Source organism: Burkholderia pseudomultivorans (assembly GCF_001718415.1).
GTDB lineage: Bacteria > Pseudomonadota > Gammaproteobacteria > Burkholderiales > Burkholderiaceae > Burkholderia > Burkholderia pseudomultivorans_A.
In genome coordinates this window covers 1,014,506-1,032,311 of sequence record NZ_CP013378.1, presented here as the reverse complement: position 1 = coordinate 1,032,311, position 17,806 = coordinate 1,014,506, and the positions used below count along the sequence as shown (strand labels likewise).

16 protein-coding genes are annotated in these 17,806 nt (G+C 67.5%); 4 read left to right on the top strand and 12 right to left on the bottom strand.

What is annotated here, in order from left to right:
- Window positions 1-35: 35 nt before the first annotated feature.
- The 3 genes from WS57_RS17240 to WS57_RS17230 are packed head-to-tail and all read right to left on the bottom strand — an operon-like array spanning window position 36 to window position 2,781.
- Entirely contained in the window at window positions 36-887 is an 852-nt protein-coding gene (locus WS57_RS17240) for an NAD(P)-dependent oxidoreductase (RefSeq protein ID WP_009692164.1), read from the bottom strand.
- Between the two features lie 14 nt (window positions 888-901).
- Complete coding sequence (locus WS57_RS17235) at window positions 902-1,903, bottom strand: transketolase family protein (protein ID WP_059518744.1); 1,002 nt, start codon at window positions 1,901-1,903, stop codon at window positions 902-904.
- On the bottom strand, window positions 1,900-2,781 hold the full coding sequence (locus tag WS57_RS17230) for a transketolase (RefSeq protein WP_009692166.1): 882 nt from the start codon (window positions 2,779-2,781) through the stop codon (window positions 1,900-1,902). Before WS57_RS17230 ends, WS57_RS17235 begins: the two co-directional genes overlap by 4 nt.
- Window positions 2,782-2,964: 183 nt before the next feature.
- Between WS57_RS17230 and WS57_RS17225 the strand changes: the two genes are divergently transcribed.
- A complete protein-coding gene (locus WS57_RS17225) occupies window positions 2,965-3,855 on the top strand; it encodes a LysR substrate-binding domain-containing protein (RefSeq protein ID WP_009692167.1) in 891 nt (296 codons plus the stop codon).
- 370 nt (window positions 3,856-4,225) lie between these two features.
- Here the strand turns inward: WS57_RS17225 and WS57_RS17220 are convergent, their stop codons facing one another.
- The 8 genes from WS57_RS17220 to WS57_RS17185 all read right to left on the bottom strand — a co-directional run bounded on the left by WS57_RS17220 (window position 4,226) and on the right by WS57_RS17185 (window position 12,863).
- Window positions 4,226-4,951, bottom strand: coding sequence for an aspartate/glutamate racemase family protein (locus WS57_RS17220; RefSeq protein ID WP_155741263.1), 726 nt, complete (start codon window positions 4,949-4,951; stop codon window positions 4,226-4,228).
- 14 nt (window positions 4,952-4,965) lie between these two features.
- Window positions 4,966-6,348 (bottom strand): amidohydrolase family protein, encoded by a 1,383-nt coding sequence (locus tag WS57_RS17215; RefSeq protein WP_059518784.1) that lies wholly within the window; start codon window positions 6,346-6,348, stop codon window positions 4,966-4,968.
- Between the two features lie 77 nt (window positions 6,349-6,425).
- On the bottom strand, window positions 6,426-7,799 hold the full coding sequence (locus WS57_RS17210) for a nucleobase:cation symporter-2 family protein (RefSeq protein ID WP_069244600.1): 1,374 nt from the start codon (window positions 7,797-7,799) through the stop codon (window positions 6,426-6,428).
- Between the two features lie 58 nt (window positions 7,800-7,857).
- On the bottom strand, window positions 7,858-8,955 hold the full coding sequence (locus WS57_RS17205) for a CobW family GTP-binding protein (RefSeq protein ID WP_069244599.1): 1,098 nt from the start codon (window positions 8,953-8,955) through the stop codon (window positions 7,858-7,860).
- A complete protein-coding gene (locus WS57_RS17200) occupies window positions 8,952-9,554 on the bottom strand; it encodes a UbiX family flavin prenyltransferase (RefSeq protein ID WP_069244598.1) in 603 nt (200 codons plus the stop codon). The genes WS57_RS17205 and WS57_RS17200 overlap by 4 nt, the downstream gene beginning before the upstream one ends.
- A complete protein-coding gene (locus WS57_RS17195; RefSeq protein ID WP_059518738.1) occupies window positions 9,551-10,945 on the bottom strand; it encodes a UbiD family decarboxylase in 1,395 nt (464 codons plus the stop codon). The genes WS57_RS17200 and WS57_RS17195 overlap by 4 nt, the downstream gene beginning before the upstream one ends.
- A 77-nt stretch (window positions 10,946-11,022) precedes the next feature.
- Entirely contained in the window at window positions 11,023-11,928 is a 906-nt protein-coding gene (locus tag WS57_RS17190) for an amidohydrolase family protein (RefSeq protein WP_069244597.1), read from the bottom strand.
- Between the two features lie 32 nt (window positions 11,929-11,960).
- Window positions 11,961-12,863, bottom strand: coding sequence for an amidohydrolase family protein (locus WS57_RS17185; RefSeq protein ID WP_009692178.1), 903 nt, complete (start codon window positions 12,861-12,863; stop codon window positions 11,961-11,963).
- A gap of 243 nt (window positions 12,864-13,106) precedes the next feature.
- Between WS57_RS17185 and WS57_RS17180 the strand changes: the two genes are divergently transcribed.
- Window positions 13,107-13,997 carry a LysR substrate-binding domain-containing protein gene (locus WS57_RS17180; protein WP_038454940.1) on the top strand — a complete coding sequence of 297 codons (891 nt, stop codon included), beginning with the start codon at window positions 13,107-13,109 and terminating at the stop codon, window positions 13,995-13,997.
- 13 nt (window positions 13,998-14,010) lie between these two features.
- On the opposite strand, the gene WS57_RS17175 is transcribed toward WS57_RS17180, so the two are convergent.
- Complete coding sequence (locus WS57_RS17175) at window positions 14,011-14,904, bottom strand: LysR substrate-binding domain-containing protein (protein WP_069244596.1); 894 nt, start codon at window positions 14,902-14,904, stop codon at window positions 14,011-14,013.
- 105 nt (window positions 14,905-15,009) lie between these two features.
- Between WS57_RS17175 and WS57_RS17170 the strand changes: the two genes are divergently transcribed.
- Window positions 15,010-15,480 carry a (2Fe-2S)-binding protein gene (locus tag WS57_RS17170; protein WP_069244595.1) on the top strand — a complete coding sequence of 157 codons (471 nt, stop codon included), beginning with the start codon at window positions 15,010-15,012 and terminating at the stop codon, window positions 15,478-15,480.
- A 1-nt stretch (window position 15,481) separates the two neighbouring features.
- On the top strand, window positions 15,482-17,728 hold the full coding sequence (locus WS57_RS17165) for a xanthine dehydrogenase family protein molybdopterin-binding subunit (RefSeq protein WP_069244594.1): 2,247 nt from the start codon (window positions 15,482-15,484) through the stop codon (window positions 17,726-17,728).
- Window positions 17,729-17,806 lie beyond the last annotated feature (78 nt).

Sequence of the window (17,806 nt, the reverse complement as noted above, 5' to 3'; positions counted from 1 at the left end):
TCGAGCGCGTTCAACGCGTCAGTGGCATCCCGGCTTCAGGCCAGGCTCCAGGTTTCTATCACGCGGCTGTCGTCGCGCAGACCGAGACCCGCGTCGGCGGCTGCGTGATAACGCGCGTTGGCGATCGACAGCAGCGGCACGTCGGCGCCGCAGGCCTTTGCCGCGCCGCACACGAGATCGCTGTCCTTCACGAAGATGTTGATCGAACTCGTCACGTTCACGTCCGTGCCTTGCAGCATGCGCGGCCCGCGATCCGACAGCATCCAGGAACCGGCCGCGCCGCGCTCGACGAGTTCGAGCACGGCGTGCGGATCGAGGCCGAGCGCACGCGCCAGATTCAGCGCTTCCGCTGCCGCCACGATATGCACCGAGCACAGATGCTGATTCACGACCTTGATTGCCTGGCCGTCGCCGAGCTTCGGGCCGGTGACCCGCACGCTGCCCATCGCGTCGAGCACCGGGCGCACGGCGGCGATGTCCGCCGCGTCGCCCGACGCGAAGATCACGAGCTCGCCGGTCTTCGCCCGCGCGGTGCCGCCGGTCACCGGCGCATCGACGACGCGCGCACCCGCGGCGGCGAGGCGGGCGCCCTGTTCGCGCACTGCCTCCGGTCCGACCGTCGACATGATGACCCACGTTTGTCCGTCGAGTGCCGTGCCGATACCGTCGACGAGCGACGCGAGCTGCTGCGGGGTCGCGACCATCGCGACGACGACTTGCGGCGCGGGCGCGGCGGCGAAGCCGTCGACGGCCGCAAGACCGCTTTCGCGTGCCGCGTCGCGGGCGTGCGGCGACAGGTCCACGCCGGTCACACGGTGGCCCGCGCGCTGGATTTGCAGCGCCATCGGCAGCCCGATGGCGCCGATGCCGACAAATGTCACGTTCATGTTCGTGCTCCCGATTACTTCAGCCACGTCTTGATGTTCGCGACGATCGATGCCGTCGAGATGCCGTAGCGATCGTGCAGCGTCGGCAGCGCGCCGGCGTCGAGAAACCGGTCCGGCAGCGCGATCTGGCGGAATTCGGGCATCACGCGATGACGCACGAGCGTGCTCGCCACCGCATCGCCGAGGCCGCCGATCACGCTGTGGTTCTCCGCGACGATCACGAGACGTCCGGGCTTCCTGCACTGCTCGACGATGGTCGCCTCGTCCAGCGGCTTGATGGTCGGCACGTGCAGCACGGCGACGCTCGCCGATCCGTCGTCCAGCGCCTGCGCGGCTTCGAGCGCGCGCATGGTCATCAGGCCGGACGAGATGACGAGCACGTCCGCCCCCTCCCGCAGCAGCTTCGCCTTGCCGAGCTCGAAGCGGTAATCGTAGTCGTCGAGCACGGCGGGCACCTTGCCGCGCAACAGGCGCATATAGACCGGGCCGTCGTAGGCGGCGATTGCCGCAACGGCCTGTTCGGTGTCGAGCGCGTCGCACGGATCGATGACGGTCAAGCCGGGAATCGCGCGCATCAGCGCGAGGTCTTCGGTTGCCTGATGACTCGGGCCGTAGCCGGTCGTGAGTCCCGGCAGCGCCGCGCAGATCTTCACGTTGAGGTTTTCTTCCGCGATCACCTGATGGATGAAGTCGTACGCGCGGCGTGTCGCGAACACGGCGTAGGTCGTCGCAAACGGAATGAAGCCTTCCTTCGCCATGCCGCCTGCCGCGCCCATCAGCAACTGCTCGGCCATGCCCATCTGGAAATGGCGTTCCGGGAACGCCTGATTGAAGACGTGCAGATCGGTGTACTTCGACAGATCGGCCGTCATGCCGACGATGTTGCGGCGCTTCTCCGCTTCGGCGACGAGCGCATGGCCGAACGGCGCGGGGCGCGTCTTCTGGCCTTCCGCGGCGATCGACGCGATCATCGCGGACGTCGTCAGGCGGGGTTTCTTGTCAGCCACGGCGCTCATGCGTCGTCTCCTTGTGCTGCTGCGTGGTGTCGGTCGAGCGCGGCGATCGCCAGCTGCCATTCTTCGGGATCGACCCGGATGAAGTGATTCTTCTCGCGCGTTTCCAGGAACGGCACGCCTTTGCCCATCGTCGTGTCGAGCAGGATGGCGCGCGGCCTGGCTTCCTTCAGCGCGCGGCAGCGATCGAACGCGGCGACGAGCGCGGCGATGTCGTTGCCGTTCACACGCTCGACATGCCAGCCGAACGACGCGAACTTGTCCGCGAGCGGTTCGAAGGCGAGCACGTCGTGCGACGCGCCGTCGGCCTGCTGACGGTTGATGTCGACCATCGCGATCAGGTTGCCGAGGCGGTGATGCGCGGCGGACAACGCGGCTTCCCAGGTCGCGCCTTCGTCGAGCTCGCCGTCGGACATCGAGTTGTAGACGAACGCCGGACTGCCCTTCAGGCGCAGGCCGAGCGCCATGCCGACGCCGATCGCCAGGCCCTGTCCCAGCGAGCCGCCCGAGATTTCCATGCCGGGCGTATAGGTTGCCATGCCGGACATCGGCAGGCGCGAATCGTCGGCGCCGTAGGTTTCCAGCTCCTCCTCGGGAATCGCGCCCGTTTCGATCAGCGCGGCGTAGAGTGCGATCGCGTAATGGCCGTGCGACAGCAGAAAGCGGTCGCGGCCTTCCCATTGCGGATCGTCGGGGCGGAAGTTCATCGCGTGGCACCAGGCGACGGCGAGGGCGTCGGCGAGTCCGAGCGCCTGGCCGATATAGCCTTGTCCCTGCACTTCGCCCATGCGCAGCGCGAACCGGCGGATGCGGTACGCGTGAGCGGCGAGCGCGGCGAGTTGTGCTGAGTGCGGGCCGGCGTGCGGCCCGGCCTCGGTCATCGTTGTCATGGCGGTTCCTGCGAACGGGGAAAAGATTCTCGACATCCCGCGATCGCCGAAGTTGTCTCCTGTTCAGCAATCGGATGGTGTGGATGCGAGGTGGGACAAATTTAGCCTTGACAATCGGGGCTGACAAAAGAAAAGATTGCACCAACTGATGAATATCATTCACGAATTACGCGCATGAACGCATTCCGCAAGGTTCCGCTTTCGTATATTCGGGTTTTCGAGGCCGCGGGCCGCATGCTGTCGTTCGCCGATGCGGCCCGCGAACTGAGCCTGTCGCCGAGCGCGGTCAGCCATTCGGTGCGCAAGCTGGAAGACTCGCTCGGCCATCGGCTGTTTCAGCGCAGCACGCGCGAAGTGCGGCTGACGCGCGAAGGCGCGATGCTGATGGAGCATATCCAGCGCGGCATGGACGAGATGCAGCGCGGTTTCGCGCTGCTGGCAAGCGACGCGCGCACGCCGCTGCGGCTCCACACCGCGCCGAGCTTTGCGACGCAGTGGCTGCTGCCGCGGCTCGCGGGCTTCGTGCGCAATCATCCGGACATCGACCTGCGATTTTCCGCGAGCACCGATTACGCGCGTTTCGACGACGATTTCGATCTCGACATCGTCTACGGCGAGCCGAAGCCGTCACCGCACGAAAAGATTCCGCTCGCGCTCGAGGGGCTGGCACCGTTGTGCACGCCGGCGCTCGCGGAGCGCATTCGCAAGCCGGAGGATTTGTATCGCGTGCCGCTGATTCAGTGCGAGGTGCAAATGTATCAATGGAAAGGCTGGTTCGAAGCCAATGCGCTGCCGCCGCCGACGCATTACGGGTTGCGCTTCGACCGCAGTTCGATGGCGATTGCGGCAGCCGTCGACGGGCTCGGCGTCGTGCTCGAATCGACGCTGCTGTCCGAACGCGAACTGCAGCGTGGCGAACTCGTGCGACCGCTGGCCGGATCGACGAAGAAAGTGGAATACGTGGGGCACTACCTCGTGCATCCGCGCACGGCCCATCGGCACGACGCATTCGAGACGTTCAAGGCGTGGTTGCTGAATGCGCTCGGCATTGTCGACCGGTCGTGATGTCGCGACGAACGGCGCGGCCTGTTCAAATTGTCGTACGTAGCGGAACCCTCTGCTGCCATATCAACGTCTTCAGTGCGCCGAGCCTCGATGCTCATTCCATGCGGATGTCGAGTCGTTTGTACCAGACGACCTCGACATGCCTGCTGCCGCCTGCGATCGGGCGGCCGAACACGATGCGGGTGCGTGGTGTCGGTCGTTCGCGGTCGGTTTCGAGCCTCACCCTCCGATCGAATTCAAGCTTCTACGTCATGGATCTACACGCCGCGATGCGCGCTTGTGCGCGGGTCGTCGGGAGCTGCACGATGGCGGCCGCTGCCCGCATCCTCAATCTGGCACGGCCGATGGTCAGCGCGCATCGACAGCCCCGTCAACTGACCGAAAACAGCTGCCCCCACCTTCGCAACACCCGCGTATCGACATCCACCATCCGCAGCGCCTTCCACACGACCGTCGACACCGTGTCGTACGCCGGGATCCCGGTCGCCTGCTCGAACGGCGCGGCCAGATGGGCGGCGTGCAGGTTCGTGCAGAACGTCGCGACGGCATCGGGCCTTGCCTGCGCGGTGTTGCGCATCAGCGCGGCGATCTGCGTGTCCGGTACTTCCGCGAAGCTGTAGTTGTCGCGCAGCCCCAGATGGCGTTCGGCCACGCAATCGATGCCGAGCTGCGCGTACTGACGGACGATGCGCTGCTGCACGTCGTCGAGATAGGGGGTGACGAGGCCGAGCCGCCGCACGCCGGTTCGTTCGAGCAATTCGTTGAGCGCGAGCACGGAGGTCGTCGCGGGAATGCCCGTCGCCTGCTCGATCGCGCGGCATAGTGCGGCGTCGCGCTCGAAGCCGAGCCAGCCGGCCGATGTGCCGCTCCAGCCGATCACGTCGACGCGCGCGTCTGCGAGCTGCCGGGCCGCGACGAGAATGCGCTCCGCGTCGAACTGGTCGAGCGCGGCCGCACTCAACGCGATCTCGGTCACGGTGAAGCGCGCGAAATGCACGCTGACGTTCGGCAGTTCGGCGACGATTGCCGAGGTCAGCGGTTCGAGCGCGGTGTTGGACGACGGCGTCAGGATGCCGATGCGGATGCGCGAAATCACCGGATGGCCTCCGCTCAATCGAGCAACTGCCGCACTGCGTCGGCGGCAGCGCGGCGCAGTGCGGGCAGGTCGAGCCCCGGGATCTCGCCGTCGTCGACGACGACGCGGCCGTTCACGATGCTGTATCGGACCGGCGCGGGTTCGCCCGCCACGACCGGCGCGATTGCATGGTCGTGGAAGCCGTTGAAGCGCGGGCCGCTCACGTCGTACAGCACGAGGTCGGCAGCCTGCCCGACTTCGAGCGTGCCGACCGCGCCGAGCCCGAGCACGCGCGCGCCGCCCTGCGTGCCCCAGTGCAGCACTTCCTCTGCAGTGGTGGCCGACGCGCCATGTGCGGCGCGATGCACGAGCCATGCGAAATTCGCTTCGTGCGTCATGCTGCCCGATTCGTTCGACGCAACGCCATCCACGCCGAGCGAGACCGGCACGCCGGCGGATGCCATGCGCGGCGCGGGCGCGATCCCGCTGCCGAGTCGCGCGTTGCTGACGGGGCAGTGCGCGCAGCCGGTGCCGGTCTCGGCGAGCATCGCGATCTCGTTCGGTTCGAGATGGACCAGGTGCGCGAACCATACGTCGGGACCGAGCCATTCGTGATCGGCGACGAACTCGACCGGCAGCTTGCCGTAGCGCTCGCGGCAGAAATCGACGTAGCGCGTCGTCTCCGACAGGTGCGAGTGCAGCCGCAGGCCCATCCCGCGCGCGGCGCGCGCGACTTCAGGCAGCAGCGCGGGCGGCAGCGAGAAGGTCGGCGTGGTTGGCGCGACCACCACGCGGCGCATCGATGCGGCGCTCGCGTCGTGATAGCGTGCCTTCAGCCGCTCGATGTCCGCGAGCATCTGGTCGAGCGTCTCGGGCTGCAGCGCGGTGCCGGCGAAGCCGGGATGGTCGCCGGCCGCCTGCAACGCGCCGCCGCGGCACAGCACGAAGCGCATGCCGAAGTTCGCGGCCTCGTCGAACAGCAGATCGCCGGTCTCGGTCGTGCCGCCGGCGTGATACAGATAATGGTGATCGGCGCAGGTCGTGACGCCCGACAGCAGCAGTTCCGCGAAGCCGAGCCGCGCGGCGATGCGGGCGAGGTCCGGCGTGAAGCGCGCGACGCGCGGATACGGCACGGCCGCGAGCCATGCCTGAAGATCGGCGTTGATGCCGGCCGGAACGGCCTTCAGCAGGTTCTGGAACAGATGGTGATGCGTGTTGATCCAGCCCGGATAGACGACGCAGTCCTGTGCGTCAATTACGCGCTCGTCGGGCAGCGGCGCGAGATCGGGCGCGATCGATTCGATCCGGCCGTCGCGGATGCGGATGTCGGGGCGGCCGAGCCGCGCGGCGTCGCCGGCGCGACCGCTCATGACCGCGATCGGATGGCGGATCAACAGCGAAGAAGAGGGCAGGCTCACGATTCGTTTTTCCTCTGCATGGTGTGGGACCTCGTGCGCCGCGCGCCGGCTCGACGCCGTGCGCGGCGCGGCGGGATTCATTCGCATTCGCGCGCCATCGGGCCGCGATGCGCGGCGTCGGCGGCGACGTGCGCTTCGCCGGGTTCGGCAGCCTGCACGCCGTTCAGCAGCGCGTTGAGCACGACCGACACGAGGCACGCGAGCACGACGCCGCTATGCAGGAACGGCTGTGTCCAGTCGGGCATGTGCGCGAACACCTTCGGCGCCATCACCGGAATCAGCGCGGTCGCGATCGTGAAGCCGACGATCAGCACGTTGTAGCGGTTGCCCTCGAAGTCGACTTTCGCGAGCGTCTGCACGCCGGCGGCGACGACCACGCCGAACATCGCGATGCCCGCGCCGCCGAGCGCGGCCGACGGCGTCGAGGCGACCACCGCGCCGATCTTCGGCACGAGCGCGACCACGCACATCAGCACGCCGCTGACCGCGACGATCCAGCGGCTGCGCACGCCGGTCAGGATCACGAGCCCGACGTTCTCCATGAACGCGATGAACGGAAACGCGGCAAAGGTGCCCGCGATCGCGCTGGCGATGCCGTTCGCGCGCAGGCCGCGTACCACGTCGTCCTCGCTCACCTGCTTCTCGACGATATCGCCGATCGCGACGAACAGCCCCATCGACTCGACCATCTGCACGATCATCACGACGACCATCGTCAGCACCGGCACGATCGCGAACACCGGCGTGCCGAAATGAAACGGGTAGGGCACCGTGAACCACGGCGCTGCCCCGACGTTCGAGAAATTGCCCATCCCGAGCGCGATCGCGAGCAGGCTGCCCGCCACGAGCCCGATCAGCACCGACAGGTTGCGCAGGAACGCGTTCGCGAAGCGGTTGACCGCGAGGATCACGATCGCGACGACGAGTGCGACCGCGAGGAAGGACAGATCGCCGAAGCGCAGTTTCGCGGCGTCGCCGCCGCCGGCCCACTGGTACGCGACCGGAAACAGCTGCAGCCCGATCACCGTGACGATGCAGCCGGTGACGACCGGCGGGAACAGCCGGCGCAGCCGGCCGACCAGCGGCGCGGCGAAGGTCGTGACGATGCCGGCGCCGATCACCGCGCCGCAGACGCCCGCGAACCCGACGCCGGGCGTCAGCCCGATCGCGATCACGGGGCCGACGCTGCTGAACGCGACGCCCTGCAGGATCGGCAGGCGCACGCCCAGCTTCCAGACGCCGACCGTCTGCAGGATCGTCGAGATGCCGGAGCAGAACAACGCGGTGCTGATCAGGACGGTCGTGTCGGCGGGCGACATCTTCAGCGCGGACGCGACGATCAGCGGCACCGCGATCGCGCCGATATAGGCGACGAGCATGTGTTGCAGGCCGAGCGTCAGCATCTGGCGGCGCGGCAGCATCCGGTCGACGGGATGTGAGGCAGAGTTCATGGGCATGTCTCCTGATGTTCGTTATCGGGCGGACGCGCTGCGTCCGCCGGGCGTCCCGTCAGGCCGCGACCGATGCGGCGAGACAGGCATGGAAACGGTCGGTCAGCGCGGCGCGATCGAGATCGCGGCCGATGAAAACGATGCGCGACGAGCGCGGCTCGCACCCCCACGCCTGCGCGGCGCGCAGTTCGATCACGCCGTGCACGCCTTGCAGCACGTAACGCTGCGCGCGGCCGTGCACGGCGAGGATGCCTTTCATGCGGAACAGGTTTGCGGTGTCGGCGTTGCGCAGTTCGCCGAGCCAGGCTTCGAGCGCGTCGAGATCGACGTCCGCGTCGACCTCGATGCCGACCGACGACACGCTGTCGTCATGTTCGTGATGATCGTGGTCTTCGTGCCCGTCGTGCGCATCGTGCTCGTCGTGCGCATGTGCGCCGTGCTCGTCCGCATGAGCGTGCTCGTCGGCATGCAGTCCGTCGCTTTCGACGAGGATCTGCGCGAATTCGTTGGCGCCGATGCCGAGAATCCGGTCGAGGTCGACCTGCGCATAGCTCGACGTGACGATCTCGGCGGTCGTATTCAGCTCGCGCAGCCGCGCGGTCAGCGCATCGATCGACGGCGCATCGACCAGGTCGACCTTGTTGATCACGATCCGGTCCGCGCAGACGATCTGGTCGACCGCCTGGTTGTCGCGGCCGTCGAGCACGAGGTCGTCGAGATGCGCGCGGATATGCTTCGCATCGACCATCGTGACGACCGCGTCGAGCGCGACCTCCTTCGCGATCGGATCGTCGAGAAAGAACGTCTGTGCGACCGGATACGGATCGGCGAGCCCGCTCGTCTCGACGATGATGTGATCGAGCCGGTCGGGCCGCTGGACCAGCATCCGCACGATGCGCACCAGATCCTCGCGCACCGCGCCGACGCAGCACACGCAGCCGTTGGTCATCTCGTAGATTTCCTCGGTCGATTCGAGCACGAGCCCGCCGTCGATGCCGATCTCGCCGAACTCGTTCTCGATCACCGCGATCTTGCGACCGTGTTTCTCGCGCAGGATGTAGTTGAGCAGCGTGGTCTTGCCCGCGCCGAGAAAGCCGGTGAGCACGGTGACCGGAATCTTCTGGACGTCGCTGTGGGTGGTGTGGATATGGGTCATGATGCGTCTCCGTTGAGCAGGTTGGGCTGCGATGCGTGTTCCTTCCAGCGATGGACGGTGCGGGAATCGAGATCGAACAGGTCGAGCACGCGGCCGAGCGTGTGATCGATCATCCGGTCGAGCGAAGCGGGGCGTGCGTAGAAGGCCGGCACCGGCGGCGCGACGATCGCGCCCATCTCGGTGACGGTCGTCATGTTGCGCAGATGCGTGAGCGTGTACGGTGTCTCGCGGGCGAGCAGCACGAGCCGGCGGCGCTCCTTCAGCACGACGTCGGCCGCGCGTGAAATCAGGCCCGACGACATGCCGGTCGCGATTTCGGCGAGCGTCTTCATCGAGCACGGCGCGACGATCATCCCGAGCGTGCGGAACGAGCCGCTCGAAATCGGCGCGGCGATGTCGTCGCTGCGATAGAGCACGCTTGCCCGCGCGGCGACGTCGGCGAGCTTGTGGTCGGTCTCGTGCGTCATCGTCAGCGCGGCCGCACGCGACACGACGACGTGCGTCTCGATATCGAGATCGCGCAGCATCGCCAGCAGCCGCATCCCGTATACGAAACCGGACGCGCCGCTGATGCCGACCACGAGTCGCCGCGCGCTCATCGTGCGGCTCCGGCGGCCGATGCGAGCAGGGCGGCGGCGCGCCGCATCGCGGCATCGCCGACGCGGGCACGCACGCCGTCGAAGTGCGAGCCGCGCGTCGCATCGATCCCCATCCGCGACGTGGTGCCGTCGGCGGACGACGACGGGTCGAGCGGGCTGCCCGGCAGGCCGTCGACCACGAACAGGTCGCGATGCGGCTGGAAGTGCGTGGCGATCGCCCACAGCACTTGCGCGTCGTCGTCGATGTCGACGTCGCTGTCGACGGCGACGACGTTCTTCAGATAAGGATCCCAGCCGAGCAGCGCGAGCATGATCTGGCGCGCCTCGCCGTCGCGCGTCTGTTTCAGCGCGACATAGCAGTGGAAGTGCGTGCCGGAATTCGGATAGTGGATCGCGGTGACGGCCGGGAAGCGCGCCTTCAGCTTCTCGCTCATCTCGGCTTCGCGCGGCAGGCGCGCGAGCGTCAGATGTTCCGCGTACGGGCCGCCGACCACGTCGACGAGCCAGGCGTCGTCGCGCCGCATCATCGTGTCGACGCGCAGCACGTTGTTGGTCGAGCGATCCGACGAGTAGCCGGTGAATTCGCCGAACGGGCCTTCTTCGGCATGCGCGTGCGGATCGATCGTGCCTTCGAGCACGAACTCGGCGGCGGCCGGCACGCCGATGCCATGCCGCGGCGTGCGCACGAGCTGCAGCGGCGCGCCGAACAGGCCGCCCGCGAGCGCGCGCTCGTCCGCCCCGAACGGCACGCGCGCGGCGGCGGCCAGCATGAACAGCGGATGCGCGCCGATCACCATCGCGACCTTCAGCGTATCGCCGCGCGCTTGCGCGGTTTGCAGCATGCGCCACAGATGGCCGCGCGAATGCAGGCTCGTCGCCAGCGCGTTGCGCGCATGCGGCATCGAGCGGTGATAGCTGAGGTTCGCGACACCGGTGACCGGATCTTCGGCGACGATCACCGCATTGGTTACGTACGGGCCGCGGTCGGTTTCGAAGTGGCGGATCATCGGCAGCTGCGCGAGGTCGACCGCGTCGCCTTCGACAATATGATCGAGCACCGGGCCATGCGGCACGACGACCGGCGCGACCGGCGCGTTCGCGCGCTGCTGCCAGGCGTCGAACAGGCCGTTCGCATCGGTGCCGAACAAGCGGCCGATCCGCGTGCGGGATGCGAATACGTTGGTGACGAGCGGTGTCGACAGGCCGTCGACGCGCTCGCATACGAGCATCTCGTGCCGGCCGCGCGCGGCGAGCGACGCGACGACGGCCGTGACGTCCTGGTCGGCGGACAGCGGCTGCGCGATCGTCAGCACGTCGTCCGGAAAGCGTTCGCGATACGTGTTCGCGAAATGGTGGAAATCCTGCTGCTCGGCGAAAAGGCTGGACGCCATGATGCACTCCGTCGGATGCGGAAAAGGAAAGACCGGATCGCACCTGCGTGCGAGCATGCGATCCGGAAGCCGGCGCGTTACACGTAGGTCGCCTTCAGGCGCAGTTCCGCTTCGGCGAGATCCTTCGGCGGCTTGGTCGGCTCGATGCCGACGAGGCGGGCGATGTTGTTGCCCATGTAATCCTCGAGGCCGTCTTCGTCGAGATCCATCCCCTGCGGCGCGGGCCCGCACAGCATTTCCAGTTCGCGCAGCCACATGCCGGGCTCGTTCGGCGGCGAATCGGTGCCGAACACGATCTTGTTGCGCGGCAGCTCGCGCGCGAACTCGACGATCCGCGACTGGTAGCACCAGCCCGACTCGCAATAGACGTTCGGCGTGTCCATCGCCATCCAGAACGCCTCGAACGAGTAGTTGCCGCCCGTCTGGATCCCGAAGTGACCGATGATGAAGTTCACCATCGGAAACTCACGGATGATCGGGTAGAACTGCGTCGGAATGGTGTAAGGCCCGTCGCCGGTATGAATCAGCACGACGATGTTGTACTTCGCGCAGACCTTCATCGCCGGGCGCAGCCAGTCGAGCGCGCGATCGGGCCGGTAGCCGTGCATGTTCGCGTGCAGCTTCACCATCTTGAAGCCGTACTCCCTGATATGGAACTCGAGCTCGGCCGCGCCGTTCTCCGGGCCCCAGCGCGGGTTGTACGTGAAGTTGCCGATGAAGCGGTCGGGGTACTTCTGCGTCAGTTCGGCGATGTACGCCATGTAGTCGCGGATACCTTCGCGGCCGCGGCGGTTGCCGTCGCGATAGCCGGTGTTGCCGGGCGGCGGCTGGATGAAGCCCATGTCGATGCGGCGCGGCTTGCCGTTGATGATGTACGGGCCGTCCATCATCTTCAGCAGGCGTTCGCCGGTGAACGGTTCGCCGGTATGGCGCCAGGCCTCGTCGACGAGGTTGGTCGGGTGCAGGTGCGTATCGATGATCATGCAATGCTCCGGAATCGGGAGGGGGCGCCGGCTCAGGCGGCGAGCAGCGCTTTCGCTTCTTCGACGGTGCGTGGTGCGGGCGTCGGTTCGAGGCCGATCATCCGCGCGGTGTTGTTGCCGAGGTAATCCTCGAGCGTGTCCTCGTCGAGATTCATCCCCTGCGGCGGCTCGAAGCACAGCACTTCGAGCAGGCGCAGCCACATGCCCGGTTCGTTCGGCGGCGTGTCGGAGCCGAACAGGATCTTGTGTTTCGGCAGCACTTTCGCGAATTCGACGATGCGCGACTGCAGGCACCAGCCCGATTCGCAGTACACGTTCGGCAGGTCCATCGCGAGCTGGAACGGCTCGAAACAGTAGACGCCGCCCGTCTGCACACCGAAGTGCGCCATGATGAAATTGACCGTCGGGAATTCCTTGATCATCGGCACCCACTCGGTCGGGATGCTGTACGGGCCGTCGCCGGTGTGCAGCTTCACGAGCACGCCGAGTTCCGCGCATTTCTTCAGCGCGGGGCGCAGCCAGTCGAGCGCGCGGTCGGGGCGGTACGCATGCATGTTGGCCTGGAACTGCACCATCTTGAAGCCGAGCTTGCGCACGTAGTGATCGATCGCATTGACGCCGTTCTCCACGCCGCAGCGCGGGTTGTAGACGAAGCAGCCGATGAAGCGGTCGGGATGCTTGCGCACCATCTCGACCGTATACGCCATGTAGGCATCGATCGACTCGGTGCCCGACTTTTCGCCGTCGGTATAGGTATAGATGGTGTTGCCTTGCGGCGGCTGGATGAACGCCTTGTCGACGCGGCGCGGCTTGCCGTTGATGAGGAACGGGCCGTTCATCGTCTCGATCAGGCGCTCGCCGGTGAACGGCGGGCCGTCGTGACGCCACGCGAGGTCGACGAGATTCGTCGGGTAACAGCTGGTGTCGATGATCATCTACTCGATCTCCTTGAGAGGAACCGGGGGAGCCGGTTGCCGGTTCGCGGGCAGGCACGTCGATGAAGCGACCCTGTCGGTCGGATTCACGCGGCCCTTTTCAAGGCGCATTTTTTTTCGCGCCTTCCCCTCGCCGGCATCGAGTGACACACTGCGACGTGCACTGCTGCTTGGGACCGAGTGTCACAAGCCGAATGTGCTCTGTACAATATTTTTTACTGACGCTCTTGATACGTTTGCGATATGGACATGCGTGTGTTGCGTTACTTCGCGGTGCTGGCCGACGAACTGCATTTCGGGCGCGCCGCCGCGCGGCTCCATATCTCGCAGCCGCCGTTGAGCCAGCAGATCCGGCTGCTCGAGGAGCAACTCGGCACCACGCTGTTCGTGCGCTCGCAGCATCGCGTCGAGCTCACCGAGGCAGGGAAAACACTGAAGGAACAGGTGCCGCTGATCGTCGCGCAGTTCGATCGCGCGATCGATCTCACGCGCTGCGCGGGGCGCGGAGAAGTCGGGCGCCTGGCGGTCGGCATCATCAGCTCGGCGATGGTCGCGCCGATTCCGCAGGCGTTGCGCGTGTTCGCCAGGCGTCATCCGCACGTGCATTGGTCGCTGCACGAGATGACGCCGGCCGCGCAGATCGACGCGTTGAAGGAGAAGCGGCTCGACGTGTGTTTCTTCCGGCTGTTCCAGGACGATCCGGCGATCCGCAGCGAAATTGTCGTGCGCGAGACGGCGGTCGCGGTGCTGCCGCTCGATCATCGGCTCGCGGCGCGCGAAGCGATCGCGCTCGACGAACTCGCCGACGAGCAGTTCGTGTCGTTCGGCCTGCGCCAGTCGCACCTGGCGAGATTCCTGCAGCAGAGCTGCGTCGATGCGCGCTTTACGCCGCGGATCGCGCACGAAGTCGTCGAAGTGCATACGCTGCTGTCGCTCGTGCGGGAAGGGCTCGGCGTCGCGCTGCTGCCGGCGTCGTCGCAGCAGATCGCGACGGGCGGCGTCGCGTTCGTGCCGCTGTCGACGCCGGCGCTCGAAGTGTCGCTGCAGGCGCGCTACCGGGCGGACGATACGTCCGCGGTGCTCGGGTCGTTCCTCGATACCGTGCGCGAGGTCGCGGCGGAATTCGGCGCCTGATGCAACGCACGCTTCAGTGCACGAGCGATGCCGCGGCCAGCGCGCCGATCGCGTCGACCAGCGGCTTCACGCGCGCATGCCGTTCGCGCGGCCAGATCGCATGGAGGTTGTAGTGCGTCGGAATCGCGATCGAGCACAGCTCGACGAGCCGTCCGTCGCGGCGTGCGTCGGCCGCCAGCAGCCCGCGCACGAGCCCCGCGCCGAGCCCTGACGCGAGCGTCGCGACGAGTCCCGCCGCGTTGTCGAACACCGCGACCGTCTCGGGCTCGACCGGCTCGAGGCCGGCCGCTTCGAGCCACGGAATCCACGAACGCTTCGTATAGCCGAGCAGCGGCAGGTCCAGCACCTGCGCGGGCGTGAGCGGCGCGCTGAGGCCGTAGCGCGCCAGCAGCGCGGGCGCGGCCATCGCGGTCAACCGGTCGGGACAGACCAGCGCGCTGTCGACGCCTTCCCATTCCCCGTAGCCGTAGCGCAGCGCGACATCGACGCGGTCGAATGCATCGCGGTCGTGGCGCGGCGCCGACAGCACCGTCAGCGTCGCGCCGTCGAGCGCGCGCATCAGCGCGGGCAGCCGCGCCGGCAGCCAGCCCTGCATCAGTTCCGGATCGACGTCGACACGGATCGACGGCGCGGTCGTGCGGCCCTTCACCGACGACAGTGCGCGATCGATCTGTTCGAGCCCGTCCGACAGCTGGTTCGCGAACAGCGTGCCCGCGTCGGTCAGGATCACGCGGCCGCCGGCCCGCGCGAACAGCGGCTGGCCGATGAATTCCTCGAGCGAGCGGATCTGCTGGCTGATCGCGCTGTGCGTGAGCGCCAGCTGGCGCGCCGCGCTGGAAAAGCTGCCGACTCGCGCGGCCTGCAGGAACGCCTGCATCGACTGGATCGAAGGGTAGCGCTTGAGCATCTGTTAGTCCGACTGACAGGGATTCGACGAAATGATCGCTGGCGTACCCGCGCCTCGCGTTTCGATAATGCGCCGACACCATGAACGCGAATCAGGAGACCGCGCATGATCGACATCGTCGTGAACGATACACGCCATTCGCTCGAGAATGTACCGGAGGATATGCCGTTGCTGTGGGTGCTGCGCGACCGGCTCAAGCTCACCGGCACCAAGTTCGGCTGCGGCAAGGGACTGTGCGGCGCCTGCACCGTGCATCTCGAAGGGCAGGCCGTGCGGGCGTGCCTGATTCCGGCCGTGGCCGCCCATGGCCGGCACGTGACGACGATCGAAGGGCTGTCGCCGAACGGGCGGCATCCGCTGCAACTCGCGTGGGTCGCGGAGGACGTGCCGCAGTGCGGCTATTGCCAGCCGGGGCAGTTGATGCAGGCCGCGGCGCTGCTGAAGGGCGGCCAGCCGGTCGACGATGCGGCGATCGTGCAGGCGATGTCCGGCAACATCTGCCGTTGCGGCACCTATGCGCGCATTCATCGCGCGATCAAGCGCGCGGCGTCCGGCGAACCGGCGAAGGAGGCATGACATGCGCGACGATCACGCACAGGGCGGCGCAAACGCCGACGGTACGCCGCGCCGGCGTTTCCTCAAGCAGGGTTCCACGCTGCTCGCCGCCGGCATCGCGATCGGTTTCCGGATGCCGGAGGCGGCGGGCGCGGGCAAGCCGGTCAGCGGCGATCCGCAGCCTTCGGCCGGCGAATTCGAACCGAACGCGTGGGTGCGCGTACTGCCGGACGACACGATCAAGCTCGTCGTACACAAGCACGATTCGGGCACCGGCACGCGTACCGCGCTGGCCGCGGTGGTCGCCGAGGAACTCGACGTCGATCCGTTCAAGGTCGACGTGATCACGCCGGAGGATCCGTTCTTCGCCGACTACATCCATCCGCTGTGGAAGGTGTTCTCGACCGGCGGCAGCACCAGCGTCGCGATGGAGTACGAGCGGCTGCGCCGCGCGGGCGCGACTGCGCGCGCGATGCTCGTCGAGGCGGCCGCGCGGCAATGGCGCGTGCCGGCGTCGGCCTGCACGACGGCCGACGGCGTCGTGTCGCACGCGGCGAGCGGGCGTCGGGCAACGTATGGCGAGCTCGCATCGGACGCCGCTCGGCTGCCGGCGCCGCGGCAGGTCGTGCTGAAGACGCCCGCGCAATTCCGCTACATCGGCAAGCTGCGCAACAAGCGCGGCGCCGCGCAGAAGGCCGACGGCTCGTTTCCGTACAGCATCGACGTGTCGCTGCCCGGCATGCTCGTTGCCGTCGTGACGCGCGCGCCGGTGATCGACGGGCGCGTGCGCAGCGTCGATGCGAAGGCCGCGCTTGCGATTCCCGGCGTGCGCGAAGTGCTGCAGATTCCGCCGCGTCCCGACGTGCTGGGCGGCAACCAGGCCGGCGTCGCGGTGCTGGCGGACGACTACTGGTCCGCACATCGCGGACAGGCCGCGCTGACGATCGAATGGGAGGACAGCCTGTTCGAGACCTTCGACAGCAGTACGCTCGCCGCCCGTCAGGCCGCATGGATCGACGATCCGGCCGCGCGCGTGGTGCCGACGATCGCCGACGGCGATCCGGCGCCGGCGCGCGCGGCCGGTGCACGCACGGTCGAGGCGTCGTATTCGATGCCGCACAAGGCTGCGAACCCGCTGGAGCCGGTCAACGTCACCGTCTGGGCGCATCACGGCGGCATCGAGTACTGGGGCGGCCTGCAGGTGCCGTCGACCGCGCTGGAGGCGGCCGAGGTGATCGGCGGGATTCCGTCGCATCGCGTGACGCTGCACGAGCTCGTGTCGGGCGGCAGCTTCGGCGCGCGCGAATCGAAGTACTGGCTGTTCGAGGCGACCTGGCTCGCGGTGAAGACCGGCAAGCCGGTGAAGCTGATGAACAGCCGCGAGGACGAAATGCGCGCGCTGTTCTATCACGCGGCGAGCCATCATCGTGGGCGCGCGGTGCTCGATGCGCACGGCAATCTCGCGTCGCTGTGGTTGCGCGGCGTGATGCCCGCCTCGCCGCAGCAGTGGGAGCCCGGTTATCTGGAGCGCACCGACCGCATGGATTTCAGCACGACCGAAGCGATCACGAAGTGGGAGTTCGCGTATGCGGCGCCGCATCGCGACATCGGCTGGATCCGGATGGAAACGGGCGTGCCGACCGGGTGGTATCGCGCGGTCAGCTATATCCCGAACGTGTTTGCGGTCGAATCGCTGATGGACGAGGCCGCGCATGCGGCCGGGCGCGACCCGGTCGAGTTCCGGCTTGCGCACATGCGCGAGCGGCCGCGGCATGCTGCCGTGCTGCGCGAAGCGGCGCAGCGCGCGGGATGGGGACGGCCGCTGCCCGACGGTGTCGCGCTCGGCGTCGCGACCAACCAGGCCTACGACAGCTATGTCGCGGTGGTCGCGCGCGTCGTGCGCAAGGACGGTGCGGTGCGGGTGGAGAAGCTGACGTGCGTGGCCGATTGCGGGATCGCGGTGTCGCCGGGCGGCGTCGAAGAGCAGCTGTATGGCGGCTTGATGTGGGGCCTCGGCCATGCGACGTCCGATCGAATCGATTTCAGGCATGGCCGCGTGCAGCAGGCGAACTTCGATACGTATCGCGTGATGCGGATGAGCGACATGCCCGAGACCGACATCCGTATCGTGAACGGCGATCCGGCGAAGCCGGGCGGGGTCGGCGAACTGTCCAGCCCGGCCGTGACGCCGGCGCTCGCGAATGCAGTGTTCCGGCTGACGGGGCAGCGCCTGCGGGAGACGCCGTTCGACCTGTCGTCGTTAGCATGAAGATGCCCTGGACGGGCCCGATCGGGCGTCGCCGCGCCGCTGCGCGTTCCGCGCTCGCGGCGACGCCCGCCGGGGATG

Bases quoted from the DNA above. Each gene is read 5' to 3' on its own strand.
- WS57_RS17240 (WP_009692164.1), bottom strand. From the start codon at position 887: ATGAACGTGACATTTGTCGGCATCGGCGCCATCGGGCTGCCGATGGCG.
- WS57_RS17235 (WP_059518744.1), bottom strand. From the start codon at position 1,903: ATGAGCGCCGTGGCTGACAAGAAACCCCGCCTGACGACGTCCGCGATG.
- WS57_RS17230 (WP_009692166.1), bottom strand. From the start codon at position 2,781: ATGACCGAGGCCGGGCCGCACGCCGGCCCGCACTCAGCACAACTCGCC.
- WS57_RS17225 (WP_009692167.1), top strand. From the start codon at position 2,965: ATGAACGCATTCCGCAAGGTTCCGCTTTCGTATATTCGGGTTTTCGAG.
- WS57_RS17210 (WP_069244600.1), bottom strand. From the start codon at position 7,799: ATGAACTCTGCCTCACATCCCGTCGACCGGATGCTGCCGCGCCGCCAG.
- WS57_RS17205 (WP_069244599.1), bottom strand. From the start codon at position 8,955: ATGACCCATATCCACACCACCCACAGCGACGTCCAGAAGATTCCGGTC.
- WS57_RS17200 (WP_069244598.1), bottom strand. From the start codon at position 9,554: ATGAGCGCGCGGCGACTCGTGGTCGGCATCAGCGGCGCGTCCGGTTTC.
- WS57_RS17195 (WP_059518738.1), bottom strand. From the start codon at position 10,945: ATGGCGTCCAGCCTTTTCGCCGAGCAGCAGGATTTCCACCATTTCGCG.
- WS57_RS17190 (WP_069244597.1), bottom strand. From the start codon at position 11,928: ATGATCATCGATACGCACCTGCACCCGACCAACCTCGTCGACGAGGCC.
- WS57_RS17185 (WP_009692178.1), bottom strand. From the start codon at position 12,863: ATGATCATCGACACCAGCTGTTACCCGACGAATCTCGTCGACCTCGCG.
- WS57_RS17180 (WP_038454940.1), top strand. From the start codon at position 13,107: ATGGACATGCGTGTGTTGCGTTACTTCGCGGTGCTGGCCGACGAACTG.
- WS57_RS17175 (WP_069244596.1), bottom strand. From the start codon at position 14,904: ATGCTCAAGCGCTACCCTTCGATCCAGTCGATGCAGGCGTTCCTGCAG.
- WS57_RS17170 (WP_069244595.1), top strand. From the start codon at position 15,010: ATGATCGACATCGTCGTGAACGATACACGCCATTCGCTCGAGAATGTA.
- WS57_RS17165 (WP_069244594.1), top strand. From the start codon at position 15,482: ATGCGCGACGATCACGCACAGGGCGGCGCAAACGCCGACGGTACGCCG.